We start from the raw sequence: 24111 nt of genomic DNA, 5'->3' as shown, positions 1-24111 counted from the left end.
TCAGAGACGAGCCGGCGCACGGCAGGGGGCTTGGACTCGTCGGGTGCTGGGCGAGAGGAACAGAAAGGAAGCTCCCGAGATGATCACCCGTTTGCCGGACCTCATCGCGAGGTCCGCCCAACGCGCCCCCGGGGCGCCCGCCCTGACCGCGCGAACGACCACGATCTCCTACGGGGATCTGCACGAGCGGACGGAGCGAGCGGCCGCCGGCCTGCGCGACCTCGGGGTCGATGGTGGCGAGCGCGTCGCGGTCTTCCTGGACAAGCGGGTCGAGACCGTCGTGGCGCTGTTCGCCTGCTCGCGGGCCGGTGGCGTGTTCGTTCCGGTGAATCCTGTGCTGCGGGCCAGGCAAGTGAGGCACATCCTCGACGACTGCGCCGTGCGGGTACTGGTGACGTCCACGGATCGGCTGCGGGCCCTGCGCCCCGAACTCGACGCGTGCAAGTCACTCGCCCACGTCCTCGTGCTTGGCAACCCGCCTTATGACGACGAGAAGGCCCTTTACCGCTTGCATCCCTGGTCAGAGGTCGCCGAGTGCGCAAGCCAGGCGCTGTGTCCTCCAACGGGCGGCGTCGACACGGATATGGCCGCGATCCTCTACACGTCGGGGAGCACCGGGGCCCCGAAGGGCGTCGTGCTGTCGCACCGCAACCTGGTCGTCGGCGCGGAGAGTGTCAGCACTTACCTGAACAACAGCGCAGAAGACCGGATCCTGGCCGTTCTCCCGCTGAGCTTCGACGCCGGACTGAGCCAGTTGACAACCGGTTTTTACGTTGGTGCACACGTGGTGCTGGCCGACTACCTGTTGCCGGGAGATGTCGTCCGGCTGTGCGCGGAGCACCGCATCAGCGGGATGGTTGGTGTCCCGCCTCTGTGGATCCAGCTCGCGGCCCAGACGTGGCCATCCGAGGCCGTGGCCGGGATGCGCTACTTCGCGAACACCGGGGGGCGGCTCCCGCGCGTCACCCTGCGACGACTGCGAGCGATCTTCCCGACCGCTGCGCCGTACCTGATGTACGGCCTCACAGAGGCGTTCCGCTCCACCTACCTCGATCCGCGGCAGGTTGATCGGCGGCCGGATTCGATCGGCCAGGCTATCCCGAATGCCGAGATCCTCGTCGTCCGCGAGGACGGCGGCCTGTGTGGTCCGGGTGAGCCGGGTGAGCTGGTACACCGAGGTCCGCTCGTCGCCTTGGGCTATTGGAATGACGCGAAGCGGACGGCCGAGCGCTTCCGGCCGCCGCCGAACCGTCCATTCGAGCTGTGTACGCCTGAGCTGGCGGTCTGGTCCGGCGACGTCGTCGTCCGCGACGAGGAGGGCTTCCTGTACTTCGTCGGACGGCGTGACGACATGATCAAGACATCGGGGTATCGGGTGAGCCCCCAAGAGATCGAGGAAGTGGTCTACGAGACCGGACTGGTCCACGATGCCGTCGCGATCGGTCTCGAGGACGAGGCGCTCGGCCACCGGATCGTCGTCGTCGTGACCCCTTGCGATCCCGCCGGCTTCGATCCGGCCGCGGTGACCAAGCGCCTGCGGCAGGAACTGCCCGGCTACATGGTGCCCGCCGAGGTGATGGTCTGCAGCGCCCTGCCCCGATCGCCGAACGGCAAGTTCGACCGGGCGGTCCTTCGCCACGAGCTCGCCGCCTCCCACCCTCGGAAGGATGACGGCCACTCCCGCAGCGTTCCTCGGCCATTCGACACCGACGGTGCTGTTGATGTGGATCGCAGGCCGCCGAGTTTGCACGACCGATGAGGAGAAGCCATATGACTCGTTCGCCAGAGATCTCGCAGGCGATTCTCGACGACGTCAAGGCCGTCGTGGTGGTCACGCTGGACATCGAGGACCAGGCCGATGACCTCGGGCCGGAGACGGGGCTGTACGGCAATCTTCCTGAGCTCGACTCGCTCACCGTCGTCAAGCTCATCGTCGCCTTGCGGAAACGCTTCCGGATCGAGATCGAGATCGACGAGATCGTCGGTGACATCTTCGACACCCTTGGACGGCTCGCGGCCTTCGTGGAGTCCAAGGTGCGCTGGGACCCGGTTGGCGGAGTCGAGTACTAGAGATGCGCCCCGGGGTGACGGTCGCCGACCTGGCCCCGCGTCCGGGCTCGAGGTCCTGCGACGAACGTAGATCGTCGGCACCGCTCACCTCCCCCTAATCACCGCCGACGACCTGTCTATTCATCCAGTGTGTGCTGCGGAGTCGGTATGTTCATCCATATCCAACGCCATGCACAAGCTGGTCTGATGAAGGCATGGTCGAAGTCGCGGGCGCACGCCGACACGTGGTGCCTCCTGGGGAGGGGCGTGCCGTACGGGTTTCCGCCGGTGCCCACGTTCAAGTGATCGATCTCGACGGGGGACAGGTCGGCGACGTCTTCGCCTTCGTCACGGAGCCTGGTCGACGTGAGCTGACGGAGTACCTGTCGGCGGCTCACACACGAGCATCGACCAGCCGGCTCTTCCCCCGAGTCGGCGAGTCGTTCGTGACTACCAGGCGCCGCGACATCCTGCGTTTGACGGGCGACACGGTGGGAGTGCACGACATGCTCATCGCCGCCTGCGACCCGCCGCGCTATGCGCAGCTCGGTGCGAACAACCATCGATCCTGCGCGGAGAACCTCACCGAGGCATTGTCCGAGCTGGACCTGACCTATTCCGGTGCCACGCCTCAACCTGTGAACGTCTTCATGCGGATCCAGGTCTCGATCGAGGGTGATCTCCAATGGTGGGAAGCCCCGTCGCGCCCAGGCGACTCCGTCACGTTCCAGGCGATGCAGGAGTGTGTCGTGGCCGTTTCTGCCTGCCCTCAGGACATCGTCGGCATCAATCGCTCAGGCCTCTCCGCGCTTGCCATCGACCTGCATCCCCAACCAGCACGGACTGAGGAGTCAACCGACCGTGACCACTAGCACGACAAGCACGCCGACACCTCTATCGCCGGTCCGCCTCGGATCGTTGAGTCTGCGGAACAGGCTCGCGGTCGCCCCGATGACGCGGGTGTCCGCCTCCACCGACGGCACGCCGACTTCCGAGATGGCGAGCTATTACGCCGACTTCGCACGCGGGGGCTTCGGTCTCGTCATCACCGAAGGCGTGCATCCGGATCTGGCCGAGAGCCATGGCTATGAGAATCAGCCCGGACTGGCAGGCGACTCCCACGTCCGGGGCTGGAGCACGGTCACCGCTGCGGTGCACGACGAAGGAGCCCACATCGTCGCGCAGCTGATGCAGTCCGGCGCCCTCTCCCAGGGCAACCCGCACAGCACACGGACCGTCGGACCCTCGGCGGTGGCGCCGCTGGGGCAGATGATGCCCGAGTACGGCGGTCACGGACCATGGCCCACCCCGGACGAGCTCGGGTCCGACGAGATCGCCGCGATCGTCCGCGGGTTCGCCGCCGCGGCACGCCGGGCAGCGGCTGCAGGGTTCGACGGCGTGGAGGTACACGGTGCGAACGGGTACCTGCTCGATCAGTTCCTGACGACGTACACCAACCACCGCCGTGACGCCTATGGCGGTTCGGTAGCGAACCGCGTGCGGTTGACCGCCGAGGTCGTGGCTGCCGTGCGTGACGCGGTTCCTGGCCTGGTCGTCGGCGTCCGACTCTCGCAGACCAAGGTCAACGACTTCCACTACCGCTGGCCAGGCGGTGTCGACGAGGCGCGGACGATCTTCACGGCGGTGGCCGATGCGGGTGCGACCTACATCCACGTCGCGAGTGAGGGACGCAGCTGGCTATCGACGGCACGGCTGGAAGGAGGCGACACCATCACCCGGATCGCCCGGCACGTGACGGGCCTGCCGGTGATCGCCAACGGCGGGATGCACGACATCGACCAGACCCGCGAGGTTCTCGCCGACGAGCACGCCGACCTGGTGTCCATCGGCCACGGCGCGCTTGCCAACCCGGATCTACCGCAGCGGATCGCCGCCGGACGCCCGCTGGAGCTCTTCGACCGGTCCATGCTGACGCCGGACGTGACACTGTCGAACGCACGGCGGTGGCGGGAGGACCGGGCGCGGTGACCGCGCAACCGACCGGCGCCCTTCCGTCCTCGGTGCCGGTCGATGCCACCATCTACCCGGATCGCACGACCTCATCCTGGAACGGACTGCAACGCCAGGAACAGCTCGACCCGGTCCGTCGTCCGACCGACGTCCCTTCCGGTCAGTTCGGCGATCCGGGCCATTCGATTCCTGAGTGTGTTGACGTGGATGTACAGCGACGCTGCCGTGGCGGCCCAGTGACCGTCGTTCTGGAGGAACGCTCGCAGCGTCGCCTCCAGCTCTCCGTCCCGTTGCTGGTCGTGGTCGCGCACGCGGCCGAGAACCGTCTGCGAGAACCCCTGGAACAGCTCCGGATCGACGGAGTCGACAAGCATCCGGAATGTCCCGAGTGACTCGAAGTCGGCCACGACCGGCCGCATGTCGTCCGAGGTGCGACGCCGGAGGATCCGGCACGCCTCGCGGCTACGTTGTAGCGGCGATCTCAGATCGGTTGCATCGGGCGCGATCCTGTCGAGCCCGACGACGACCGGGCGGTCGCCGAAAGCCGCCGCGACGGCCGCTGCCAACCGCCCGGCGAGGTCGTGCAGGTCCGGGTCCGAGCGGCGCCACGAGACGAGGACGACGACGTCCTGGGTCCCACCCGCGACCAGTGCGGGCAGTCCCTCGCGCATCAGGCAGTCCGTGACGATCTCGGACATTCCGGGTTCGGTCGGGGCGTCGTCAGGTCGATCACGCGTCGTGCCGGCGAAGGCCAGGGCACAGACCGCCACTGGTGCGGCCGGCTCGATGCCGAATGCCCGCAGTCGCCCGGCAACATCCGCCGCGCGCTGAGGGCCGGAGAGGATCATGTCCAGCACCTCGGTGGCGAATCGCATCTCGATCGCGTCGACCGCCTGCATGCGAGCCACGTCGAGCCCGAGGTATCGAGCAGCTTGCTCGAGCGCCTCGCGCTCACGCTCGGACAGGGTCGTGGTCGGAGCCAGGCAGAGCAGTGCCGCGTCAGGAGCTCCGAGCCCGCCGACCGGGAACAACGCGGCGGACAGGCCGGGGCCGACTTCGACATCGATCGGCGGAGGTCGGCGGCCGAGCGCCTCGGTGATCTTGCGCCGCCCGGACTCGCTCGGTTCGGGCCCGGTCGTTGCAAGCAGCCGACCCAGGCGGTCGATCACGACCAGCGGACGTTCATATTCCCGACGGAGCACGTCGATGATCCCCGAGATCCCGGCTCCGCGAGACAGAGCATTTGTGAGGGCATCACCTCGCTGGATCGTGCTGCTCAAAACATCGTGTCGCTCGCGCTCGTACACCGCGGCAGCAGCGCGACTCACGGCGGTGAAGGGCACGTCGATCGGGATCTCCGCGAGGGGCAGTTCGGCGTTGCGACATGCGCTCACCAGTTCGGCAGGAGTGGTCGGCTGAGCAACGCGGAGCCCGAAGACGACCCCGCGCGCACCGACACGCCGCACGGAGCCGACGAACTCCGTCGGGGTGACCTCGCTCATCCACAGCCCATTGGTCATGACCAGCTCCCCGCGATGGATGTAGCCGGAGGGATCTGCCAGCTCCGTGCCGTGAACCCAGGTCACCGGGGCGTTCAGTGTCTGCGGGGGCCCCGCCACGAGCAACCGGAGTTGAAGATCCGGGTCGCGGAGCAGCGTCGCGAGGCTGAGCATGATGTGAACTTATCCAGCTGATGGTCGGAAAGGTAGACGATCAGCCAGTCCCTGAGGTGATCGTCGGTCGAGCCGCCGTGGTCGATTCTGTACAGGTGATCGGATTCCTGGGCACGGGGCGGATGGGTCTGCCGATGTGTGCCAACCTGGTTCGTGCTGGACACGACGTTGTAGCGCATGATCTTCGGCCCGAGCTGGAGGCGGAGGTTCTCGCGATCGGGGCAGCGTGGGCGCCCACGGCGTCCGAGGCCGCCGCGGCGGCCGATGTCCTGATCACGATGTTGCCCGGTCCCCACGAGGTGGTCGAGGCGATGACAGGCGCAGGTGGGGCGCTCCGCGCGTTGCCTGCCGGGGCCACGTGGATCGACATGACGAGCAACTCGTCCGCTTCGGCCGAGCCGATCCGGCTGCTGGCCGTGGCCCGGGGTGTGGATGTTCTCGAGGCACCCGTCGGAGGCGGTGTGTCCGCCGCCGAGGCGGGGGCACTGAAACTGTTCGTCGGGGGAGATGCCGAGGTTCTCGGACGGCACCGTGCGTTGCTCGAGGTCTTCGGTGATCCGCACCGCATCATCCATGTCGGTGGCCCCGGCGCTGGATTCACCACGAAGCTGCTGGTCAACCTGTTGTGGTTCGGCCAGGCGGTGGCAACGGCGGAAGCTATGCTGCTCGGCAAGCGTGCCGGGATCGATCTCGGTCTGTTGCGCACCGCGTTGGCTGACAGCGCCGCGGGCGGCGACTTCATCCGGCGAGACCTCGACGCGCTGTTGGCCGGCGATTACATGAGGTCGTTCGGTCTGGACCGTTGCTACGAGGAACTCGCGAATGTGTCTGCGCAGGCTCGCAGCTACGGGTTGCCGTTCGAGCTGTCGGATCTCGTCTGCCGGATCTATGGCCGCGCGCTCACGCGGTACGGGCCGGTCGACGGGGAGTTGCTGGCCGTCGCGCTTCTGGAGGATGAGGCCGGGATCGAGTTGCGATGACGCTCGGAACGACGCCGGGCCCACCTCTGAGTGAGGTGGGCCCGGCGGGTGGAACGCGTGTCAGTGTCGTACGGAGCGACGTCCGTAGAGGTTCGACACGAGGATGACGCCGATTGCGGCGACGACGACCTGCACGATCAGTTCGAGCCAGTCGATGCCGCTGGTGGCGGTGGGGATGCCGATCGCGCGGGCGATGAAGGTGCCGATGAATGCGGCGACGATGCCGACCACGATGGTGAGCCAGATGGGGATGGGCTGGCGCCCGGGAACGACCAGGCGCCCCAGCGCTCCGATGATCGCCCCGATCACGATCGCGGTGATGATGCCGGTGATGGTCACAGTTCCTCCAGCGCATGGTGGGCCGATGCTCGGCCCGGTCTGAGGATCTGTTCCCGTTCGGGGACCAGCGGAACCCAGGATCGCGCTCTGTGACCGATTCGAGACCGAGTTTCAGAGAGCGTGCCGCCCGCTGCGAGGTGTCGACCCCCGTGGCGACCAGCAGATCCTGTCGGTCGGTACCAGGCAGGGCGTCCTTCACAGCACGGTGAGCAGACCCGCTCCGAGAAGGCCGCCGGCAACGACCATGGCCGCCGTCGCGGCAGTGGTCCTCCAGCCAAGTGCTCTGCCGACCATGGCAATCCCCGGCAGGCTCACCGCGGGCAGGGTGATAGCAACGCACCGATCGGTCCGGCGGCAACGCCTGCGATGGCCAGGCCCTGCAGGATAGGAATCTCACCTGCGGTCGGGATGACGAGCAGTCGCTCCCGGTCAAAGGTGCGGCGTCCGAGATCGCGACACCGCGCCGGCCCTCGGTGAGCCAAGCGACGAGAGCAGCCCCTGCGACGACCAGCAGGCCGATGACCAGGCGGGTCACCGTCCATTGCCACGGCGCGACGAGCAGGAGGAACACAAGTCAAGTCGTGCCGAACGGCAGGCCACCCGGACCGAGGTCGAGTGGTGGCGGTTCTTGCCAACTCGACCTCGGGGATCTCAGGCGTCGACTACGGGGAATAACCGGTTCACCGGGCGACGGCGTCGCTCCGACGTGGCAGCACCCAGTCCGGCCGCGGGAAGTGGCAGGTGTATCCGTTGGGGTAACGCTCGAGGTAGTCCTGGTGCTCGGGCTCGGCCTCCCAGAACGGTCCTGCCGGCGTGACTTCGGTGACCACCTTTCCGGGCCACAGGCCTGAGGCCTCGACGTCGGCGATGGTGTCCTCTGCGACGCGGCGCTGCTCGTCGTCGAGGTAGAAGATCGCCGAGCGGTAGGACATACCCACGTCGTTGCCCTGGCGGTTCTTCGTCGTGGGGTCATGGATCTGGAAGAAGAGTTCGAGCAAGTCGCGGTACGAGGTGACGGACGGGTCGAAGATGATCTCGATCGCTTCGGCGTGCGTGCCGTGGTTGCGATAGGTCGCGTTGGGTGTGTCGCCGCCGGTGTAGCCGACGCGGGTCGACAGCACGCCAGGGCGCCTCCGGATGAGGTCCTGCATCCCCCAGAAGCAACCCCCGGCGAGGATGGCCTTCTGCTGCTCAGTCACTGTTCACTCCTGGTGTTCGCTCTGCGGTTCGTGTCGGTTCTGGTGTGCTCCCTACCAGCATCCAGGTGACTCGGATGCGATGCCACATGTCGAGCACCGGGTCACTGGGCCACCTGCCCCGCAGCCCCGCGCCGTCACGGCTGTCTCGACACCCCCTGACGGGATAGACAATTGACGTCAGTCTGTCTACTCTGTCAAGTGTGAGCGGTCCGGAGATCGAGGACGACCCCAAGCGTCGCGCCGTCCTTGCTGCTGCCCTCGGTGTCTTCGGGCGGTACGGGTTCCAGAAGACGTCGATGGAGGCGGTCGCGAAGGCGGCCGGCATCTCCCGGCCGGGGCTGTACCTGCTCTTCCCCAACAAGGAGCAGCTGTACCGCGCCACGATGCAGGGCGTCATGGAACGGGCTCAGCAGGCCATGGAGGACTGCTTCGCCGACGAGACGCTGAGCTTCGAAGAGCGGCTCGTCACCGCGCTGGACGCCCTGATGGGCCAGTACGTCGAGACCCAGGTGGCCCGCGACCTCAACGAGCTTCTGGAGAACAGCGAGCCTCAGCTGGGCTCGATGTTCGGCGACTACCAGGAGAAGGCGCGGGCCACGATCAGTGCCCGGATCGGCTCGCTGGCCCCGCCCGGGATGCTCACCGATGACCTGGGTGCCGACGACGTCACGGACGTCCTCTTCTCCGCCGCGCTGACCTGGAAGGGGAGCTGCGCCACGCGCGCCGAGTTCCGCGACCGGGTGAGGCGCGCTGTGCGGCTGATCCACCGCGCCGCGGACTGACTGACGCCGACCGGCGGCCCCCCGTCCCGGTCGTTGCGCTCAACGCTTTTTCACCCACCTACGGAGTACACCCATGCCCAGAATCACCACCCCTTTCGCTGCGCAATCGACCGCCGCCGACGTGATCGCCGGAGTCGATCTGACCGGCAAGCGTGCCGTCGTCACCGGCGGCTCGTCCGGGATCGGCCAGGAGACCGCCCGCGCGCTGGCGTCTGCCGGCGCCGAGGTGACGCTCGCCGTCCGCAGCGCCGACGCCGGCGAGCGCGCCGCCGCGGACATCCGGGCCACCACGGGACGTGACGACGTTCGTGTTGCCCACGTCGACCTGGCCGACCGCTCCACCGTCGACGCCTTCACCACCGGCTGGACCGGGCCCCTGCACATCCTGGTCAACAACGCGGGGATCATGGCGCTGCCCGAGCTCGCCCGGACCCCGGAGGGCTGGGAGGCGCAGTTCGCCGTCAACCACCTCGGCCACGCCGCCCTGACGCTGGGCATGCACGAGGCGCTCACCACCGCGCAGGGTGCCCGGCTCGTGGTCGTCAGCTCGTCGGCCCACCAACAGTCGCCGGTCGTCTTCGACGACGTCCACTTCGCTTCCCGGCCCTATGAGGCCTGGTCGGCGTACGGCCAGTCCAAGACGGCGACGGTGCTGTTCATGGTCGCCGTTGCCAAGAAGTGGGCGGCTGACGGCGTCACCGCCAATGCCCTGCATCCCGGTGGGATCATGACCAACCTCCAGCGCCACCTCGACGACATGCAGCTGCGCTTCGTCGGCGCGGTGGACGAGCAGGGCAACCGTCTGGAGGTCCCCCCGGGGTGGAAGACCCCGCAGCAGGGTGCGGCCACGTCCGTTCTGCTGGCGGCCTCCCCCCTCGTCGACGGGGTGACCGGACGGTACTTCGAGGACTGCAACGAGGCCGTCGTCATCGCGGAGCGGGCCGACGGCATGAGCGGCGTGCTCCCGTACGCCCTCGACGCGAACGACGCCGACCGCCTCTGGGACGAGACGGCTCGACTGCTTCGATCCTGACTTTCCTGCCGGCGCTCCGTGGCCGAGGAGTTCCCCAGCGAGCCCTCGGCCACGGAGCTTCGTCGGCCGGCTCCCACCTTCTGAAGGGTGGTCCTCGGCCCCGCTTGTGATCGGATCCAGGTCATGCCGACCAGTTCGCGGCGTCCTCACCTGCAGCGGTTACTCAGTTCTGCTCGTGCGGTGTGACGACGGGGAAGTCGTTGTCGGTGTCCGCGAGGATGTTGAAGTAGTTGGTGAGGATGTTGAGCGCGAGATTGCCGACGACCTCGGCGATCTCGGCGTCGGATACTCCGGCGGCCCGGGCGGTCTTGAGCACGGTGTCGTCGACGGCGCCGCGTCCCCTGGCGATGGCGTCGGACAGTGCCAGTAGGGCGGCAACGTGAGGATCGGAGGACTCGGCGTTGCGCGCGTGCTCGATCTCCTCCGGGCTGAGCTTGGCGACCTTCGAACCGATGAAGGTGTGGGCGGACAGGCAGTACTCGCAGCGGTTGTACTCGGCCGTGGCGAGGGCGAGCTGCTCGCGTGCGGGCGCGGGGATCACTCCGCCGCTCAGGGCGGTGGACAACGCGAGGAAGCCCTTCAGTACCGCGGGACTGTTGGCCATGGCCTTGGCCATGTTCGGGACGGACCCGAGTGTCTTCCTGGTCTGGACGAGCACGTCGGCTACGGCGCCGATGGAGTCGGCGGGTTCGAGCTGAGGCAGCGTGGACATGGTGATGTCCTTTCCGTGGCCGTATGACCACTCTCTAGATCTAATGGATACATTGCATCGCATCCATTAGTCACGCTGCCACGCGTGTGGGCCGCTGTCAAATGGGAAACGTGGCATCAAACCATTAGTTTGCGTGGTACGGTGGGCAGATGGGACGCGCAGAGGTGCCCGCGGGTGCCACGTTGCTCGGCGAGCCGCTCGCGGTTGAGCTGATGAACACGGTCCGCATCGACCGGGGTGACGTGCAGGACGCGCTGAGCGACGACGCCGCCGCGGTCGGCTGGCTGTACGCGATCGGCGATCGCCTGGAGGCGGAGTCCGGCGGAAGCGTGGATTCGGCGGAGCTCAGCGGGGGAGCCATCGGCGAGGTCGCCGGGCGGTTGCGCGGGTTGCGCGACGCTCTGCGCCGATTGGCCGCTGAGGCGACTGACGATCCTCGTGTTCCGGTGACGTCCGCGATACCCGCACGGCAGGACGCGATCAACACCCTCAACGCTCTCGCACCGGCCTGGCCGGAGCTGCTGTGGCCGACCGGCGGGGAGCCTGCCCGAGCCTTCCGGACGACCGGCACCCACGGCGAACTCGCGGTCTCCCTGATCGCTCACCAGGCCGTCGAGCTCTTCGCGGGCGCGCAACGCGACCAGCTCCGCGCGTGTCTGGCCCCCGGCTGTCTCCTGTTCTTCGTCAAGCAGCATCCGCGGAGGGAATGGTGCTCCGCCGGGTGCGGCAACCGGGCTCGCGTCGCGCGCCACTACCAGCGCCACCACTCCGAGAGCCGCCCGTCGGCTACGGGCACGGTGCAGTAAGCCCGTCCCTGGGCGGGCGCAGTCCGTCTCCAGGGATGGGACCGTCGTGGTGTCAGAGGGAGGCGGCGCCTGCCTCGGCGACGGTCTGGTCCTGGTCGCCGGTCCCGCCGCTGACGCCGATCGCGCCGACCACCTTGCCGTCGCGGGTGAGCGGGATTCCGCCGGCGAAGATCATCACCTTGCCGTTGTTGGAGGCGAGGATGCCGTAGAAGTCCTGGCCGGGCTGGGAGTTCTCGCCGAGGTGCTTAGTCGTGATGTCGAAGGCGCGGGATGTCCAGGCCTTGTTGATCGAGATGTCGACCGATCCGATCCAGGCACCGTCCATGCGGATGTGGGCGATGAGGTTGCTGCCTGCATCGACTACGGCCACGTTCATGGGTTGGCCGATCTCCTCGGCCTTGGCCTCGGCGGCAGCGATGATCTTGCGCGCGTCGGCGAGCGTCAGTGCGGTCATGGGGTTCCCTCGGTTGTGGTGTGCAGCGCTCTGTCCGCAGTCGAGGTACCCGTCCGGCGTCTCGAACAATGCCGACGAGTTCAACCGCACACAGGGCTCGCCGGTCTGACGGTCCCCCACACGGGAGCTTCGTCCACCTGTGCACCGTGCTGCCCGCCGGGACGCGGCACGACCACAGGCGGGTCGTCGCCCGTGGTCAGAAGGTCGGAGGCGGGGTGAAGCCGCCGAGCTCGCGTTCGAGAAGCTCGGCGAAACGCAGGGGAGTGCGGTCCTCGAACATCGGTCCGACGAGCTGAACCCCGATCGGGAGACCTTCCACCGAGCGGGCGATGGGGGCGGCGGTGGCCGGCAGGCCTGGTGCTGTGGCGAGGCCGGCCCAGACGAGTTGGTCGGCATAGTCGTGTTCGGCACCGTCGATCGAGATCGTGCGCGCCCACTGATCGGGGCTGTGATCGTGGGCGAAGGCCGTCGTCGGCGCGGCCGGTGTCACGACGATGTCGAACTCGGCGAACAGCGCACGCCACTGGGCGCTGTGGCGTGTACGTACCGCGTCGGCGGCGACCCAGTCGCGATAGCTCAGGACCGCGCCCCGCGCCCGCTCGGCGGCGAGGCTCGGATCGTCGGGCGTGACGCGATCCGCAGCCGCTCGGGCGCGTTCGTAGGCCTCGGGCGGGTAGGCGGCGGCGATCGAGGCGAGGAGGAGACGCATGTAGAGCCGGGCCGCTTCGACCAGGTCGGGAAGGAGGTCGTTCTGGCGCTCCACCCGCGCGCCGGCCGCGGTGAGTTCGGATGCGAGGCCGTCGATCGCGGAGCGGATCTCGGCGGACGTCGGGATGAGCGGATGTGTGTCGACGACGAGAATCCGGTGGTCCGCCAGCGTCTTGTGTCGTGCGGGACGCAAGTCGAGCCGGTGGGCGATCCCGATCCCGGTCTCGTCCGGTTCGGCAAGGAGATCGAGCATCAGCGAGAGATCGCCTGCGCTCCGTGCCATCGGGCCGATCACGGTGAGGTCGCGGTCGTACGCGAGAGGTGGCGCAGGCGGAGCCGAGTGGCCGCGTGACGGCAACAGCCGGAACGAGGACTTGTGCGCGTAGACGCCGGTGAAGTGGGCCGGTATACGCAGTGAACCGGCGATGTCGGAGCCGACGGACAGCGCACCGAAGCCCGCCGCGAGGGCTGCGGCCGAGCCACCCGACGATCCACCGGGGGTCCGGGTGAGGTCCCACGGGTTGTTCGTCGTGCCGTGGATGGCGTTGTAGGTCTGCAGGTCACCCAGCGCAAAGGGCACGTTGGTCTTGCCGAGGATCACAGCCCCGGCGGCCCTCAGGCGTGCGACCGCGACGGCGTCCTCTGCGGGGATGAAGTCCTTGAACGGCGGGATACCCCAGGTGGTGGGGAGGCCGGCGACGTTGAAGGAGTCCTTGATCGTGATCGGGACTCCCAGGAGCGGACGATTCTCGCCTCGGGCACGGACGGCGTCCGCCGCGCGGGCCGCGGCCAGCGCACGGTCGAAGTCGCGCACGCTGACGGCGTTGATCGGTGCGTCGTACTGCTCGATCCGCTCGATCGCCGCCTTGATGAGTTCGACGGCGGAGACCTCGCCCGCATCCATGGCGGCAGCGAGCTCCGTCGCGGTCGAGTAGCTGTGGTCGTGCGTACCCACGGGCGGGCTCCTCGAGGTCCGGGGTCGGGAATCCGACCGTAGCACCTCTGAATACAAATTTGAAAGTCAGATTGTTATGGGTGGCCGCGCGGGATGTCTGGATGAGGTTTGCCTTACTTTTCCACCAAATCAGTGGGGCGGGTGGGAATGGTGTTGTCGTCGCCGGTGCCACCTGGCGCAAACCTTGCTGTCCGGGTATCAGGGCTCGTCAGCAGGCTCTCGTTGAGCCGCCATGACCGGTCGATGCCCCAATGGAGGTTCTGCATCGATGACAGATGATCTCTGGTCCAAGCCTGACAAGGGAGATCTCTACAGCACGGCCACGCCGCCCTCGGAGACCGCATCCTCTTCCCCTAAGAGCGATCCCGTACTTCCCTGGTATCAGTCAAGGATCAAGGAGGAACAGAGCCGGCGTGAACGGCGGGATGCTCGTTTCGTCATGCTCGGGGGCCTGGGCGGCCTGGCCCTCGGAGTGATCGCGGCGATTGTCCTGGCGGCAACCGTACCGGAGGTGTTGGGATCCACGTGGATCCAGCTGTTGGTGGTCCTGACCGGTGTAATCGCCGGAATTCTCGGCGGGCTGATCCCTGGTCTCAGGTTCCACGCCGGCAAACTCAGATAGTTCGACAAGCAATTTCGTCAGGCCGCTGGATGGGAATCCATCCAGCGGTCCGACGAATGCTCTCCTGGGTCAGCGCATGGGCGGTTCTTCACCCGCTAGCGCTCGATCAGACAGAGTTGCGCGATGCTGCGGTCGGAGCCCACGCACGGGACGTAGGCCGCATCTTGCAGGTGCCGGGCTGCAGGGTCGGCGGCGAGGTAGTCGACGAAGTTGTTCAACAGGCCCTCGCCTTCGGGAACGCCGTTGGTGTAGACGTACTCCACAGTCCAGAACTTGTATGTGGTCTCCAGGTACTCCCGTGTGGGCTCGGCGCCGTCGAGGCGCAGTCGGATCAGCCTGCCGAACTGCGCGGCCGGCGCGGCGTCGGAGTAGCCGATGGCGCCTTCGACGCGGTCGACCTCGGTCAGCAACTCCGTGGTGGTCGATCGTTCGCAGCGGATCACCGGCGCGTCGGGGACCCGGTCGTTGGAGTAGCACGAGTTCGACGACACAGGCGCTTCGGCACCGCCGAGGACGTGACTCTCGAACGCCTGCCGGCTCCCGGAGTCGGGACCCCGACCGACCAGCCGGATCGGGACGTCGGCGCCGCCCAGCTCGGACCAGTTGCGCACGGTTCCGGCGTTGATCTGGCGGACCTGGTCGGTGGTGAGGCTCTGGATACCGGCGGCGCGATTGACCACCAGTGCGTAGACGAGGACCGCGACCGGGTGCCGATCGAGCTGTCCGGTCGGCCCATTCGCAGGGCCGTCGGAGAAGGCCAGGAGGCGCTGTCGCTCGTCGGGTTTGTCCTGCAGTTCTCGGATGCCCTCGAGGCTCCCGTCCATGTCGTCCAGGCTGAACCGGGCACCCCCGCAGCTGGCCCGATATCCGTCGGAGATGGCCCGCACGGTCGGCTCGATCGCGCTCGAGCCGACGATCCGGAGTTCGCCGTCAGCGCAGAACTCCGGGCTCATCGGCCGCACGAAGAGCGCGAGAACGAGCATCACGGCGAGTACCGCTACGGCCCCGACGAGGAGCTGATTGGCTGAAGGGCGTCGCCGCGGTGCGCCATGATCGATGAGCTTGCCCGAGTGCAGCTCACCATCGAACTCGTAGCCTTTGTCCAGCCGCCTGCCCTCCGGTGGGGCCTTCTCGTCCTCTCGAAGCGCGACCACCAACCGGAACTCGTCTCGTGGCCGCAGCTTGAGCCTGGGTAGCCGCAGTTCGCGGCTGTTGTTCTTGTGTTCTGCATCCGGGCTCAGCAATGATTCGGGAAGTTCCTTCAGCAGGTCTTCTCGACTACGGAACGGGGGTGGAGTGCCCGAGTCGGTCACTACAGCGCTGATCTGCGCATCCTTCTCGACCGGACTCCGAAGGTCGTCGGGCTGCGGTTGGGAGAGCCGAAAATCCAAGATGTAGCGGCCACGGACCACGAAGCGCAGCGCGCGGCGATAGTCGTCCGCCTCGATCGTGGCCCGGCCGGAGTTCCATACCCGGATGACGACGACGCTGACGCTGTTGAAGACGCTTAGGATCGTCGCGGCTGGATCGTTGTTGTGGCCGAACGGCACGATGCCGATCTTGGAGTTGAAGTCCTCTTCGAATGACAGCCGCTTCCGACTGACGTACAAGCGCACTACCAGTGCGATAGCGGCAAGTGTCAACGCAATCGCAATGTAGACCGAGCCGGCACTGAACAGTCCGGCTGCCACCTGTCGGATGAATTCGAGAACGGCGGGCACGCCGCGTGAGCGTAGAGGAGCGTGGAAGTAGCAAGGTGATCAGGCCCACGCCTTCCGTACCGCGGATATCCCGGTTGACCGACACTCAACCGAAAGATGACGAATTGGCGGCAACTGATGGACTGGACCGTGACACCAACGACCGACGCGGTGCAGCTCGGCGGAACCGCCGTAGGGCTCGGGCGTCGTTCGACCGGGGGCGCACCCCCCTCGCGGTGCACCCCCGGCAAGCCCCGCCTGTTTCGCGCGTCAGCTGACGGACGACGGCTGCGCAGCCGTCGCGACGCGAGGTCATCGTGGGGGATGCTAGGCCCCCGTCTGTCTCGGAACGCCCCACTGGCACGTTGCAGCAACCACCCCGGCACGCTCGGACAAGCCGCCCGCTCAGATCCCTTGGTTCGGCACGTTCCTCAGCAGGTCGAACCCTGGCGACCGACGGATGCCGGCCCTTCGGCGGACATCGCGCGGCGTGGTTCCGTAGCGGTCGCTGAAGGCGCGGGAGAAGTGCGCCGGGCTGCGGTAACCCCAGCGCTGCGCTATATCGGCGACCGGCAGGTGAAGCAGGGCGGGGTCGGTGAGGTCGACATAGCAGTGCCGGAGGCGTTCGTTTCGCAGCCACGTGCCGAACGTCGTGCCGTCCTCCGCGAAAAGGCGATGCAGTTGGCGGACGGACATGTGGCCGGCGGCTGCGACGGTCGCAGGCGACAGGTCCGGATCGGCGAGCCGTCGGCGGGCCTCGCGCTGGAGGCGACAAAGCTCTGAGAGGCGGGGCGCCGTGCCGGAGGCGGACTCCTCCAGCACGGCTGCGAGAAGTGAGAGGCCGGAGTCGAGGAAGCGGCTTGTGAGGACGGTCGCTTTCCAGTCCGGCGCGGTGAGCGTTCTGAAGTACGGCGACAGAAGCCTGCCGGCGTCGCTGGTGGCGGCGAGCCTGGCCCCCGCGATCCCGACCGGCAGCGGGCGTCCCGCGGTGAGTCGTCCACGCGGGACGCGGATTGCGACGTGCTCGAACGGCCCAGGACCGCCCAGCTCGAATGCATAGGGCCGGTCGGAGTCGAGCACGGCGATGTCCCCCGGGCGCAGGACGGTGCGCCGCCCGTCCTGGGCGAAGCGGGCCGCCCCGCTGATATGGAGCGCGACGATGTACTCGTCACGGGGGGCGCGGTCGATGTGGCGGGGCGTGCGATAGGCGGAGACCGGAGTGCTGGTGAAGCGAGCGATGCTGAGGTCATCGAGCTCGTGGGAGGAGAACCTGGCATGGAGGCCGGTGGGTGACGAACCGCAGGTACGAGGCGCGACGTCGAGGCCTACGAATTTGGTGTCGAGCGCCTCGTGCAGTCGCCGAAGCACGTCGGCGGCTGCGGTGCTCGTGGTGCTGAAAGCGACGTCCACCAGGAAAACCTCCGCATCGGACCCTCCGTCAGCAAACTCGCGGAGCGCGCCTCTGCGAACCGCAGGACGAACGGCAGCCGCTCTCCTGACGTCGTGGCAGCCGCGGTCGGCAAGGAGCGTACGTCCGCGCTCCGGCCGTCGAGGATCTTCCGTCGGAGTCGCGTACGGGCAGATCGCAATCGCCGCGCGAAACGGTAGCTTGCCCGGCGGAACCGTCGCCTGTACGTACCCGTTTCACCTGCATGTACAGCCCTGACGTCGCTGCGCAGCTCGCTGCTGAGCGGGAAGAGACCGCGGATCGGATCGCCGGGCTGGAGCGGCAGGTCGGGTCGTTGGCGGAGGAGCAGGCCTTCACCACGCACGACGACGAGCACGACCCCGAGGGGGTGACGATCGCGGTCCAGCGTGCGCAGTTGCAGGGGTTGCTGGCCGGCGCGCGACGCGATCTGGCGGCACTGGATCGGGCGGCGGATCGCCTGGCCGCGGGTGATTATGGCCGGTGCGTGCGGTGTGGGAATGCCATCGGAGAGGCACGGCTGGAGGCATTGCCTGCGGCTGAGACCTGTATCGCCTGCGCGGAGAGTCGATCGGGCCGCGGACTCTGAGGGCACGTGCGCGCCGACGAGCGTCTTGCGAGATGGGGTTACAAGGGGTTATAACCCTTTGTAACCACAGGCTCGGAGGCTGCTGTGCCCAAGATCAACGTGTACCTGCCGGACGACCTGGCCGCCGCTGTGAAGGAAGCCGGGGTGCCGGTGTCCTCGGTGTGCCAACAGGCGCTGGCACAGGCGGTACTCGCAGCCACCGGCGGCACAGTGCCCAGCGGAGGACTCGACATGACCGAAACGGCAAGTTGGAACCGATTCACAGCGCGAGCACGGAGCACGGTCGATCGCGCGCTGCTCACCAAGCCGACCACCACTGTCGAACTCCTGAGTGCCCTGGTCGACGAGGGCGAGAACTTGGCGTTGACCGTTCTCGCCGCACTTGACGTGGAGCCGCCGGATGTCGTCGCGGAGGCCCGGGGACACGGCAACGGGACTGATCTACGCGGCGCCCTGGATCGAGCCGTCAGCGAGGCGGTCGGCCTGCAGCACAACTACGTCGGGTGCGAACACCTGTTGCTGGGGCTCGCCGCCGGGCCCGACGATGACGGCGTGGCGGCTGCCCTCCGAGCTACGGGCGCCGACCTCGCCAGGCTCCGCACGGCGGTCGGTGCCGCGGTCGCCGGTGCGGTGTTCAGCCGAACCCAGCAGGCGACGGCAGGCTTGTCAGCGCCGGTTCGCGCCATTCTGGAGGACATCCGGTCGAGGCTCACCCGGCTGGAGCGCGGGACCGCGACGTAGCTTGTCGCCGCAGCGGACCGAGCGGCCTTTCGTCGTCAGCCGGCGTCGCGAGGAGGGATGTCCTGCACCAACTCGGTGTCCACCCCCACGGGACCGAAGTCCTCGGCGCCACCGGGTTGCCTGCCCTGGCCGGGGAGCGGTTCGGCGAAGAACCGGATGTTGTCCGCGACGTGACGGGCACTCGTCCACACACGAGCGGTCCATGACGTCGACACAGGGCTCCGCAATCACGTATGGCATCGCCGAACTCCTTCCTTGTTCATCGGGCGGCGACAGGCTCGGGTGCCGCGTCCGTGGAATGCCCCGGGAACACGGGTCGGCTCGGGTCGATGAAGTGCGCCGCGTTGTTGACGGCCGTCGCCGCCTCGCCGAAACCGACGGCGATGAGGCGCACCTTGCCCGGGTAGTCGTTGATGTCCCCGGCGGAGAAGACACCGGCGACGTTCGTCTGCATGGCCGAGTCGACGGGGATGTGCCGGCGATTCTTGACGTCGATCCCCCACTCCAGGAGCGGGCCGAGGTTCGCGGTGAAGCCCAGCGCTGCGATGACCTTCTGGCACGGGATCGTCCGCTCGCCGAACTCGCCGCTGCGGATGTCGACCGCCTCCACCCGATCGACTCCGTGCAGGCCGGTCACCTCCGCTTCGACGACGATGTCGATCCCGGCGGTCCGGGCCCGGTCGACCGTTGCGGGATGCGCGCGGAACGCCCGCCGTCGGTGGACGAGCGTGACCGACCGGGCCGAGCCGTGCAGCGTGTCCGCCCAGTCGAACGCGGAGTCGCCACCGCCGACGATCACCACGTCCGTTCCCGCGTACTCCGTGGGATCGCGCACGAAATAGGAGATCCCCCGGCCGCCGAAGTCGCGTGCAGCCGCAAGGGGTCGCGGCTCGAACTTCCCGATCCCACCCGTGATGATCACGGCCTTGGCGTGCACCGACAGACCGGTGTCGTTGCTGACGAGGAACCCGCCACCGGCTCCCGGCGTTCCCACCGTCTCCAGCCGCTGGGCCGGCTGCCCGAGGAGGTAGACAGGGTCGAACGGCGCGGCCTGTGCCACCAGGTTTCCGACGAGCTCGCGGCCTTTGACGGAGGGGAACCCGGCGACGTCGAAGATCATCTTCTCCGGATACATCGCGCTGATCTGACCGCCCGGCTCCGACAGCGAGTCGACCACCGCGACCCGCAGTCCCCGGAAGCCGGCGTAGTAGGCCGCGAACAGTCCGGCCGGGCCCGCTCCCACGACCAGGACGTCGATCTCGACCGAGGTCACGCCGTCAGGACGTCAGCGACGTCGTCCCACGCGATGTCGGAGAGATCGACAGGATCGGCCACCACTCCGCACGTCGAGCAAGTCCGCTGGTCGACCGTCGAGTTGAACGCGACGACCGCGTCCCAGTACGCCCGCTGTGGCACGTCCACGACGAACTCGACCGAGTGCAGGAGCGAGTCGCACGAGGTGCAGAAGAAGGCGGCGGCTTCCTGGAACGGTGCAGTGGTCTTGAGCCGTACGTGGATGGCCTCCGTGGCCGGCAGGACGCGCGACGGCATCCGAGCCGGCAGGTAGATCACGTCGCCGGGCTCGAATTCGAGAGTCTTCGTGCCGCTCGGCGTGCGGAACTCGACGTGACCCGTGCCCGCCATCGTCACCAGTAGCTCGTCCATCGCGGTGACCAGGTGGAAGGGCTGGGCCACGCGGTTGCGGCTGAGGTGTGGAGCGGGGTCGACCCCGGCCGCCGCCAGCGGGAAGTCGTCGTACGACCCCCAGGTCTTCTTCGCCTCCTTGAAGGTGTTGATCGTCTTCTTCCGGACCGGGTGCTCTCTCACTGCGCGACCTCCACGTCGAAACCCTCGGCGGTTGCGGCCTTCTCGATGTCGCCGCGCGCCCGGTTGGCCAGCTCGATGTAGTCGGCGTAGCGGCGCCACCCCGCGATGTCCTGCGGGAACGGTTCGTTCTGGTGCCCGCAGGCGGGACAGATGCGGTCTGTCGCGTTGAACTTGTCGACGGCGTCGGCGTACACGCGGATGTTCGGGAGCTCCTGGTAGAAGCGGTGCGGAGGGCCGACGTGCATGTCCTCGTCGTACCGGAAGATCAATTCGTTGCACTCGGAGCAACGAAACATCTTGGCTTCGTTCTGTGGCGCGAACGGTCTCATCCGGATGGTGATGAGGCAAATCTGATACGACTCCATCCGCGGCGCGTGGGGCTTGGTGAGGAACGTCGTCACGCCGTGGGTGTTGTCCTGGACGTGGATCTGCCCGGTCTTCAGCGGAGCGCCCTCGGACGCCATGCTGATGACGATCTCCTGCTGTTCGTTGTAATGGTAGAAGTGAAACCTCGGCATATCGGGCAACGAATACGAGAACGCGCCGGCCGGAACCAGGTCGTTCGGCCCGAAATAGGGGAACAGTTCGCGCTGCTGCTGCATCCCCTGATGGGTCACCATCGTGGCGAAGACGTTCTCCTTGAGCGGTTCCTTCTCCGGGCCGCCGGCGCCGAACCACCCGAGCGTCTTCTGGGCGGGCGCGTCGATCTGCGCGGTCATGCGGTTGTCTCCTTCCGAGTCAGTGCGTCGATCTTCACGAGAAACTCGCTGGTCACACCGCTAGGTCGTCGTGAAGTCGTGCGGGCGGGTGTGCCCCCTCCCAGCCACCCGGCCGCACGACGAACAGACGCCGCCGGCACATGTCGATCGCTCTTGGTCAATAACGCCGTGTGATGGCGTATGGGTGTGTTGATCCCAACCGTAGAGACAACAACGTCAACGGGCACGGGTAAGAGGACGCCAACCGTGAAACGGGTATACGCGTCGGAGAAAAGTGGGTATGCCTACCCCTTGACGCGCGGTCGCCGTGCGTGGCACCGCCTCGTCAGGCCGACGCCCGGTGCGTGACCACCCACGCTGCGATCTGCACGCGGGAGGAGAAGTTGAGTTTGGCCAGAATGTGCTCGACGTGCCCGTGCACCGTGCGCTGCGAGATGACCAACTTCTCGGCGATGGCGCGGTTGGTCAGTCCTCGGCCGATGAGCGCCGCGACCTCGGACTCCCTCTTAGTCAGCGGGCTGTCCGCCGCGTCGGTCGGCAGGATCGACGCCGTCGGCCCGGGGGCGGGCGGTGTCGTCGACTCCAGCGCCGCCGTCACGTCACCAGAGCTCGCGAGTCCGACGCCCCTCCGGTACGCCGCGGAATACGCACGTACTCCGAGCGTCCGTTGGATGCTCTGCTCGCAGTCGCGGTGGTGGACCAGTAGGGCGGGCAGGAACGTCGTGATGCTCTCGCTGCGACGGCTGAGCGCGTCAGCGGCCCCGAGCAGGACGGCGGCACGCCGGGCATCCCCCTCCTCGGTGGCGATCCACGCGAGGGCGTCGAGGCACGACGCAGCGACGAGGGGATGACCGATGTCGTCCGCGAAACGCAGACCGTCGTGGAACCGGGCCCTGGCGTCCTCCCGGCGGCCGCTGCGCCACAGCGAGACGCCCATCCCCCACAGAATGTAGGACCGGTACACCGACTCGCCGTGAGCACGACTGATCTCCAGGGCGTCCTCGAAGCACCGAATGGCGCGGTGGCCTGCTGACTGCAGTTCATGGGAGAAGGCGAGCATGACGAGGGCCGACAGGTGCGGCTGTTCAGGAGCACCGCCGGCGCGCAGCACGCGGACGGCGTTCTCGAGGTGTGCCTGGGCACGCTCGCACTCGGCGCGGAACAGCGCGACGGTCCCGTCGGCCAACGCGGCGAGCCCTGGCATCGTGGGATCCTCGCTCGACTCCGCGATCTCCCTGGCTCTGGCTACGAGGACGTCGGCTGCGTCGAGATCGCCCTGCGACGCGGTAAGCACGATGTCGGCATGCAGGGCCATGGTGACCTCGGCGGAGACCTCTCCGTCGGCCTGCGCGAGCAGCCGATCGAGCCAGTGGCGCCCCTCACTGAACAGGGCGCGCGAGTTCCAGAACGGGAACAGGGCGGCCGCCATCCGCAGGCCCCGCTGGGGGTTCTCGAGCGCGCAGTAGTCGAGGACGTAGCGGAAGTTCGACTGTTCGCGCTCGAGACGGGCAATCCACTCCAGCTGCCGGGGCCCGATCCACTGTTCCTGCGCCGCGACGGCAAGGTCCTCGTACCAGCGGGAGAGACGCTCGTGCACGTCGTGCTCGTCCCCGCGGGCGCGCGACCTCTCTCGCCCGTACTCCCGGGAGGTCTCCAACATGCGGAACCGGACCGGCGCACTCCCCGAGTCCTCGCGAACGAGGATCGACTTCTCGACCAGCGACGTCACGATGTCGAGCAGCTCGTCCGGACCGCCTGTCTCCCGCCCGCACATCGCCTCGACCGCGTCCTCGCAGACCGCCGCGATGACGTCGATGTCCATGGTTCCGGCGAAATACGACAGGCGCGACCAAACGAGCTGCTCTGCAGGGGTGCAGAGGTCATGGCTCCAGTCCATGCACAGCCGGAGGGTCTGCTGACGGGTCGGGGCTCCGCGGCCGCTCAGCGTGAGCAGCGCGAACCGGTCGGCGAGCCGCTCGAGGATCTGCGTCGGAGACAGTGTCCGAAGACGCGCCGCGGCGAGTTCGATGGCCAACGGCAGCCCGTCCAGCCGCCGGCAGATGTCGGCAACAGTTGCCGCGTTGCCATCGGTGAGCGTGAATCCGGCAACGGCGGCCGTGGCGCGGTCGACGAAGAGAGCGACGGCGTCGGACTGCGACGGGTCTGTGAGCTTCGCATCACCGGCGCCGCCCGGCACCGTCAGCGTCGGCACGCGCAGGACGACCTCGCCATCGGTGCGCAGTTCCTCGCGGCTGGTGCACAGGATGCGCACCCGGCGACACCGCCGCAGTACGCGTTCGGACAGCGCCGCGACCGCCTCGACGATCTGCTCGCAGTTGTCGAGGACGAGCAGGCATCCGGTGTCGGCGAGCACGTCGACGAGCGCGTCCTCGACCGGCCTGCCGACGGGTGCCCGCACCCCGAGCGTCGCGGCGACGACGTCCACCAGCAGGGACGCGTCCGACAGCTCACCCAGCTCGACCAGCCACACACCGTCGGGGAAGCCGCGCCGGACCTTCTCGGCGGCTCGCAGCGCCAACCTGGTCTTGCCGACACCACCGATCCCGGTCAACGTCACCAGACGCGCCGAACCGAGCGATCTCCTGGCTTCGGCCAGCTCGTTGTGCCGGCCGACGAAGCTCGTCAGCTCGATCGGGAGATTGCCCTCGGCGCCGCGACAGCACAGCGCACCGTCGTGCTGCTCGCTCAGCCCGGCTGACAGGTGTTCGGGCACGTCCGCCCCTCGACCGGCTGCGGCAGCGCTCGATTCGCATCGAGGCACACCGACCATTGAACCAGCTGCGGTGACCGTCGAACCCGTATCCG

24 protein-coding genes are annotated in these 24111 nt (G+C 67.8%); 11 read left to right on the top strand and 13 right to left on the bottom strand.

Annotated elements, in window-relative coordinates:
• Nucleotides 1–79: 79 nt before the first annotated feature.
• The 4 genes from ABD743_RS03555 (at nucleotide 80) to ABD743_RS03540 (ending at nucleotide 4038) form a co-directional block, all read left to right on the top strand.
• Entirely contained in the window at nucleotides 80–1759 is a 1680-nt protein-coding gene (locus tag ABD743_RS03555) for an acyl-CoA ligase (AMP-forming), exosortase A system-associated (protein ID WP_344718735.1), read from the top strand.
• Nucleotides 1760–1770: 11 nt separating this feature from the next.
• Nucleotides 1771–2070, top strand: coding sequence for an acyl carrier protein (locus ABD743_RS03550; protein WP_344718733.1), 300 nt, complete (start codon nucleotides 1771–1773; stop codon nucleotides 2068–2070).
• 194 nt (nucleotides 2071–2264) lie between these two features.
• Nucleotides 2265–2921 (top strand): DUF1989 domain-containing protein, encoded by a 657-nt coding sequence (locus tag ABD743_RS03545; RefSeq protein ID WP_344718797.1) that lies wholly within the window; start codon nucleotides 2265–2267, stop codon nucleotides 2919–2921.
• Nucleotides 2911–4038 (top strand): oxidoreductase, encoded by a 1128-nt coding sequence (locus ABD743_RS03540; protein ID WP_344718731.1) that lies wholly within the window; start codon nucleotides 2911–2913, stop codon nucleotides 4036–4038. Before ABD743_RS03545 ends, ABD743_RS03540 begins: the two co-directional genes overlap by 11 nt.
• Nucleotides 4039–4109: 71 nt before the next feature.
• On the opposite strand, the gene ABD743_RS03535 is transcribed toward ABD743_RS03540, so the two are convergent.
• Entirely contained in the window at nucleotides 4110–5693 is a 1584-nt protein-coding gene (locus ABD743_RS03535; RefSeq protein WP_344718729.1) for a PucR family transcriptional regulator, read from the bottom strand.
• Between the two features lie 95 nt (nucleotides 5694–5788).
• On the opposite strand from ABD743_RS03535, the gene ABD743_RS03530 reads away from it, so the two are divergent.
• Nucleotides 5789–6673, top strand: coding sequence for an NAD(P)-dependent oxidoreductase (locus ABD743_RS03530; protein ID WP_344718727.1), 885 nt, complete (start codon nucleotides 5789–5791; stop codon nucleotides 6671–6673).
• A 60-nt stretch (nucleotides 6674–6733) separates the two neighbouring features.
• Here ABD743_RS03530 and ABD743_RS03525 read toward each other — a convergent pair whose 3' ends face one another.
• Complete coding sequence (locus ABD743_RS03525) at nucleotides 6734–7012, bottom strand: GlsB/YeaQ/YmgE family stress response membrane protein (protein WP_344718725.1); 279 nt, start codon at nucleotides 7010–7012, stop codon at nucleotides 6734–6736.
• 680 nt (nucleotides 7013–7692) lie between these two features.
• Nucleotides 7693–8211 (bottom strand): peptide-methionine (S)-S-oxide reductase MsrA, encoded by a 519-nt coding sequence (gene msrA / locus ABD743_RS03520; RefSeq protein ID WP_344718723.1) that lies wholly within the window; start codon nucleotides 8209–8211, stop codon nucleotides 7693–7695.
• Nucleotides 8212–8411: 200 nt separating this feature from the next.
• Here msrA and ABD743_RS03515 point away from each other — a divergent pair, with 200 nt between their 5' ends.
• Both ABD743_RS03515 and ABD743_RS03510 read left to right on the top strand, forming a co-directional pair.
• Complete coding sequence (locus tag ABD743_RS03515) at nucleotides 8412–8993, top strand: TetR/AcrR family transcriptional regulator (RefSeq protein WP_344718721.1); 582 nt, start codon at nucleotides 8412–8414, stop codon at nucleotides 8991–8993.
• A 73-nt stretch (nucleotides 8994–9066) separates the two neighbouring features.
• Complete coding sequence (locus ABD743_RS03510) at nucleotides 9067–10026, top strand: SDR family NAD(P)-dependent oxidoreductase (RefSeq protein WP_344718719.1); 960 nt, start codon at nucleotides 9067–9069, stop codon at nucleotides 10024–10026.
• Nucleotides 10027–10189: 163 nt separating this feature from the next.
• Here ABD743_RS03510 and ABD743_RS03505 read toward each other — a convergent pair whose 3' ends face one another.
• A complete protein-coding gene (locus tag ABD743_RS03505) occupies nucleotides 10190–10738 on the bottom strand; it encodes a carboxymuconolactone decarboxylase family protein (RefSeq protein ID WP_344718716.1) in 549 nt (182 codons plus the stop codon).
• Nucleotides 10739–10887: 149 nt separating this feature from the next.
• Here ABD743_RS03505 and ABD743_RS03500 point away from each other — a divergent pair, with 149 nt between their 5' ends.
• The gene (locus ABD743_RS03500) at nucleotides 10888–11544 is read left to right on the top strand and encodes a CGNR zinc finger domain-containing protein (protein ID WP_344718714.1); all 657 of its coding nucleotides are present in this window, start codon (nucleotides 10888–10890) and stop codon (nucleotides 11542–11544) included.
• 52 nt (nucleotides 11545–11596) lie between these two features.
• Here the strand turns inward: ABD743_RS03500 and ABD743_RS03495 are convergent, their stop codons facing one another.
• Entirely contained in the window at nucleotides 11597–11998 is a 402-nt protein-coding gene (locus ABD743_RS03495) for a GlcG/HbpS family heme-binding protein (RefSeq protein WP_241042504.1), read from the bottom strand.
• A 196-nt stretch (nucleotides 11999–12194) separates the two neighbouring features.
• Nucleotides 12195–13661, bottom strand: coding sequence for an amidase (locus tag ABD743_RS03490; RefSeq protein ID WP_344718711.1), 1467 nt, complete (start codon nucleotides 13659–13661; stop codon nucleotides 12195–12197).
• Nucleotides 13662–13929: 268 nt separating this feature from the next.
• On the opposite strand from ABD743_RS03490, the gene ABD743_RS03485 reads away from it, so the two are divergent.
• Nucleotides 13930–14283 carry a hypothetical protein gene (locus ABD743_RS03485; RefSeq protein WP_344718709.1) on the top strand — a complete coding sequence of 118 codons (354 nt, stop codon included), beginning with the start codon at nucleotides 13930–13932 and terminating at the stop codon, nucleotides 14281–14283.
• Nucleotides 14284–14378: 95 nt separating this feature from the next.
• Here the strand turns inward: ABD743_RS03485 and ABD743_RS03480 are convergent, their stop codons facing one another.
• Complete coding sequence (locus ABD743_RS03480; RefSeq protein ID WP_344718708.1) at nucleotides 14379–15899, bottom strand: substrate-binding domain-containing protein; 1521 nt, start codon at nucleotides 15897–15899, stop codon at nucleotides 14379–14381.
• 489 nt (nucleotides 15900–16388) lie between these two features.
• On the bottom strand, nucleotides 16389–17393 hold the full coding sequence (locus tag ABD743_RS03475) for an AraC-like ligand-binding domain-containing protein (RefSeq protein ID WP_344718707.1): 1005 nt from the start codon (nucleotides 17391–17393) through the stop codon (nucleotides 16389–16391).
• A gap of 242 nt (nucleotides 17394–17635) precedes the next feature.
• On the opposite strand from ABD743_RS03475, the gene ABD743_RS03470 reads away from it, so the two are divergent.
• Both ABD743_RS03470 and ABD743_RS03465 read left to right on the top strand, forming a co-directional pair.
• Nucleotides 17636–17998, top strand: coding sequence for a TraR/DksA family transcriptional regulator (locus tag ABD743_RS03470; RefSeq protein ID WP_344718706.1), 363 nt, complete (start codon nucleotides 17636–17638; stop codon nucleotides 17996–17998).
• 84 nt (nucleotides 17999–18082) lie between these two features.
• Nucleotides 18083–18739: a Clp protease N-terminal domain-containing protein gene (locus ABD743_RS03465; RefSeq protein ID WP_344718704.1), complete on the top strand. Its 657-nt coding sequence runs from the start codon at nucleotides 18083–18085 to the stop codon at nucleotides 18737–18739.
• A gap of 35 nt (nucleotides 18740–18774) precedes the next feature.
• Here ABD743_RS03465 and ABD743_RS03460 read toward each other — a convergent pair whose 3' ends face one another.
• The 5 genes from ABD743_RS03460 to ABD743_RS03440 form a co-directional block, all read right to left on the bottom strand.
• Nucleotides 18775–18930 (bottom strand): hypothetical protein, encoded by a 156-nt coding sequence (locus tag ABD743_RS03460; RefSeq protein WP_344718702.1) that lies wholly within the window; start codon nucleotides 18928–18930, stop codon nucleotides 18775–18777.
• A 68-nt stretch (nucleotides 18931–18998) separates the two neighbouring features.
• Entirely contained in the window at nucleotides 18999–20012 is a 1014-nt protein-coding gene (locus ABD743_RS03455; RefSeq protein ID WP_344718700.1) for an NAD(P)/FAD-dependent oxidoreductase, read from the bottom strand.
• Complete coding sequence (locus ABD743_RS03450) at nucleotides 20009–20566, bottom strand: cupin domain-containing protein (protein WP_344718698.1); 558 nt, start codon at nucleotides 20564–20566, stop codon at nucleotides 20009–20011. Before ABD743_RS03450 ends, ABD743_RS03455 begins: the two co-directional genes overlap by 4 nt.
• A complete protein-coding gene (locus tag ABD743_RS03445) occupies nucleotides 20563–21285 on the bottom strand; it encodes a cupin domain-containing protein (protein ID WP_344718696.1) in 723 nt (240 codons plus the stop codon). The genes ABD743_RS03450 and ABD743_RS03445 overlap by 4 nt, the downstream gene beginning before the upstream one ends.
• Before the next feature lie 325 nt (nucleotides 21286–21610).
• Entirely contained in the window at nucleotides 21611–24019 is a 2409-nt protein-coding gene (locus ABD743_RS03440) for a LuxR C-terminal-related transcriptional regulator (protein ID WP_344718694.1), read from the bottom strand.
• Between the last annotated feature and the right edge of the window lie 92 nt (nucleotides 24020–24111).

The sequence above is a fragment of the Pseudonocardia yunnanensis genome (assembly GCF_039534065.1).
Taxonomy (GTDB): domain Bacteria; phylum Actinomycetota; class Actinomycetes; order Mycobacteriales; family Pseudonocardiaceae; genus Pseudonocardia; species Pseudonocardia yunnanensis.
This window is presented reverse-complemented; position numbering and strand designations above follow the sequence as displayed.

Coding starts and splice junctions, on each gene's coding strand:
- ABD743_RS03535 (WP_344718729.1), bottom strand. CDS start 5,693: ATGCTCAGCCTCGCGACGCTGCTCCGCGACCCGGATCTTCAACTCCGG.
- ABD743_RS03510 (WP_344718719.1), top strand. CDS start 9,067: ATGCCCAGAATCACCACCCCTTTCGCTGCGCAATCGACCGCCGCCGAC.
- ABD743_RS03505 (WP_344718716.1), bottom strand. CDS start 10,738: ATGTCCACGCTGCCTCAGCTCGAACCCGCCGACTCCATCGGCGCCGTA.
- ABD743_RS03445 (WP_344718696.1), bottom strand. CDS start 21,285: ATGACCGCGCAGATCGACGCGCCCGCCCAGAAGACGCTCGGGTGGTTC.
- ABD743_RS03555 (WP_344718735.1), top strand. CDS start 80: ATGATCACCCGTTTGCCGGACCTCATCGCGAGGTCCGCCCAACGCGCC.
- ABD743_RS03485 (WP_344718709.1), top strand. CDS start 13,930: ATGACAGATGATCTCTGGTCCAAGCCTGACAAGGGAGATCTCTACAGC.
- ABD743_RS03500 (WP_344718714.1), top strand. CDS start 10,888: ATGGGACGCGCAGAGGTGCCCGCGGGTGCCACGTTGCTCGGCGAGCCG.
- ABD743_RS03470 (WP_344718706.1), top strand. CDS start 17,636: ATGTACAGCCCTGACGTCGCTGCGCAGCTCGCTGCTGAGCGGGAAGAG.
- ABD743_RS03550 (WP_344718733.1), top strand. CDS start 1,771: ATGACTCGTTCGCCAGAGATCTCGCAGGCGATTCTCGACGACGTCAAG.
- ABD743_RS03495 (WP_241042504.1), bottom strand. CDS start 11,998: ATGACCGCACTGACGCTCGCCGACGCGCGCAAGATCATCGCTGCCGCC.
- ABD743_RS03545 (WP_344718797.1), top strand. CDS start 2,265: ATGGTCGAAGTCGCGGGCGCACGCCGACACGTGGTGCCTCCTGGGGAG.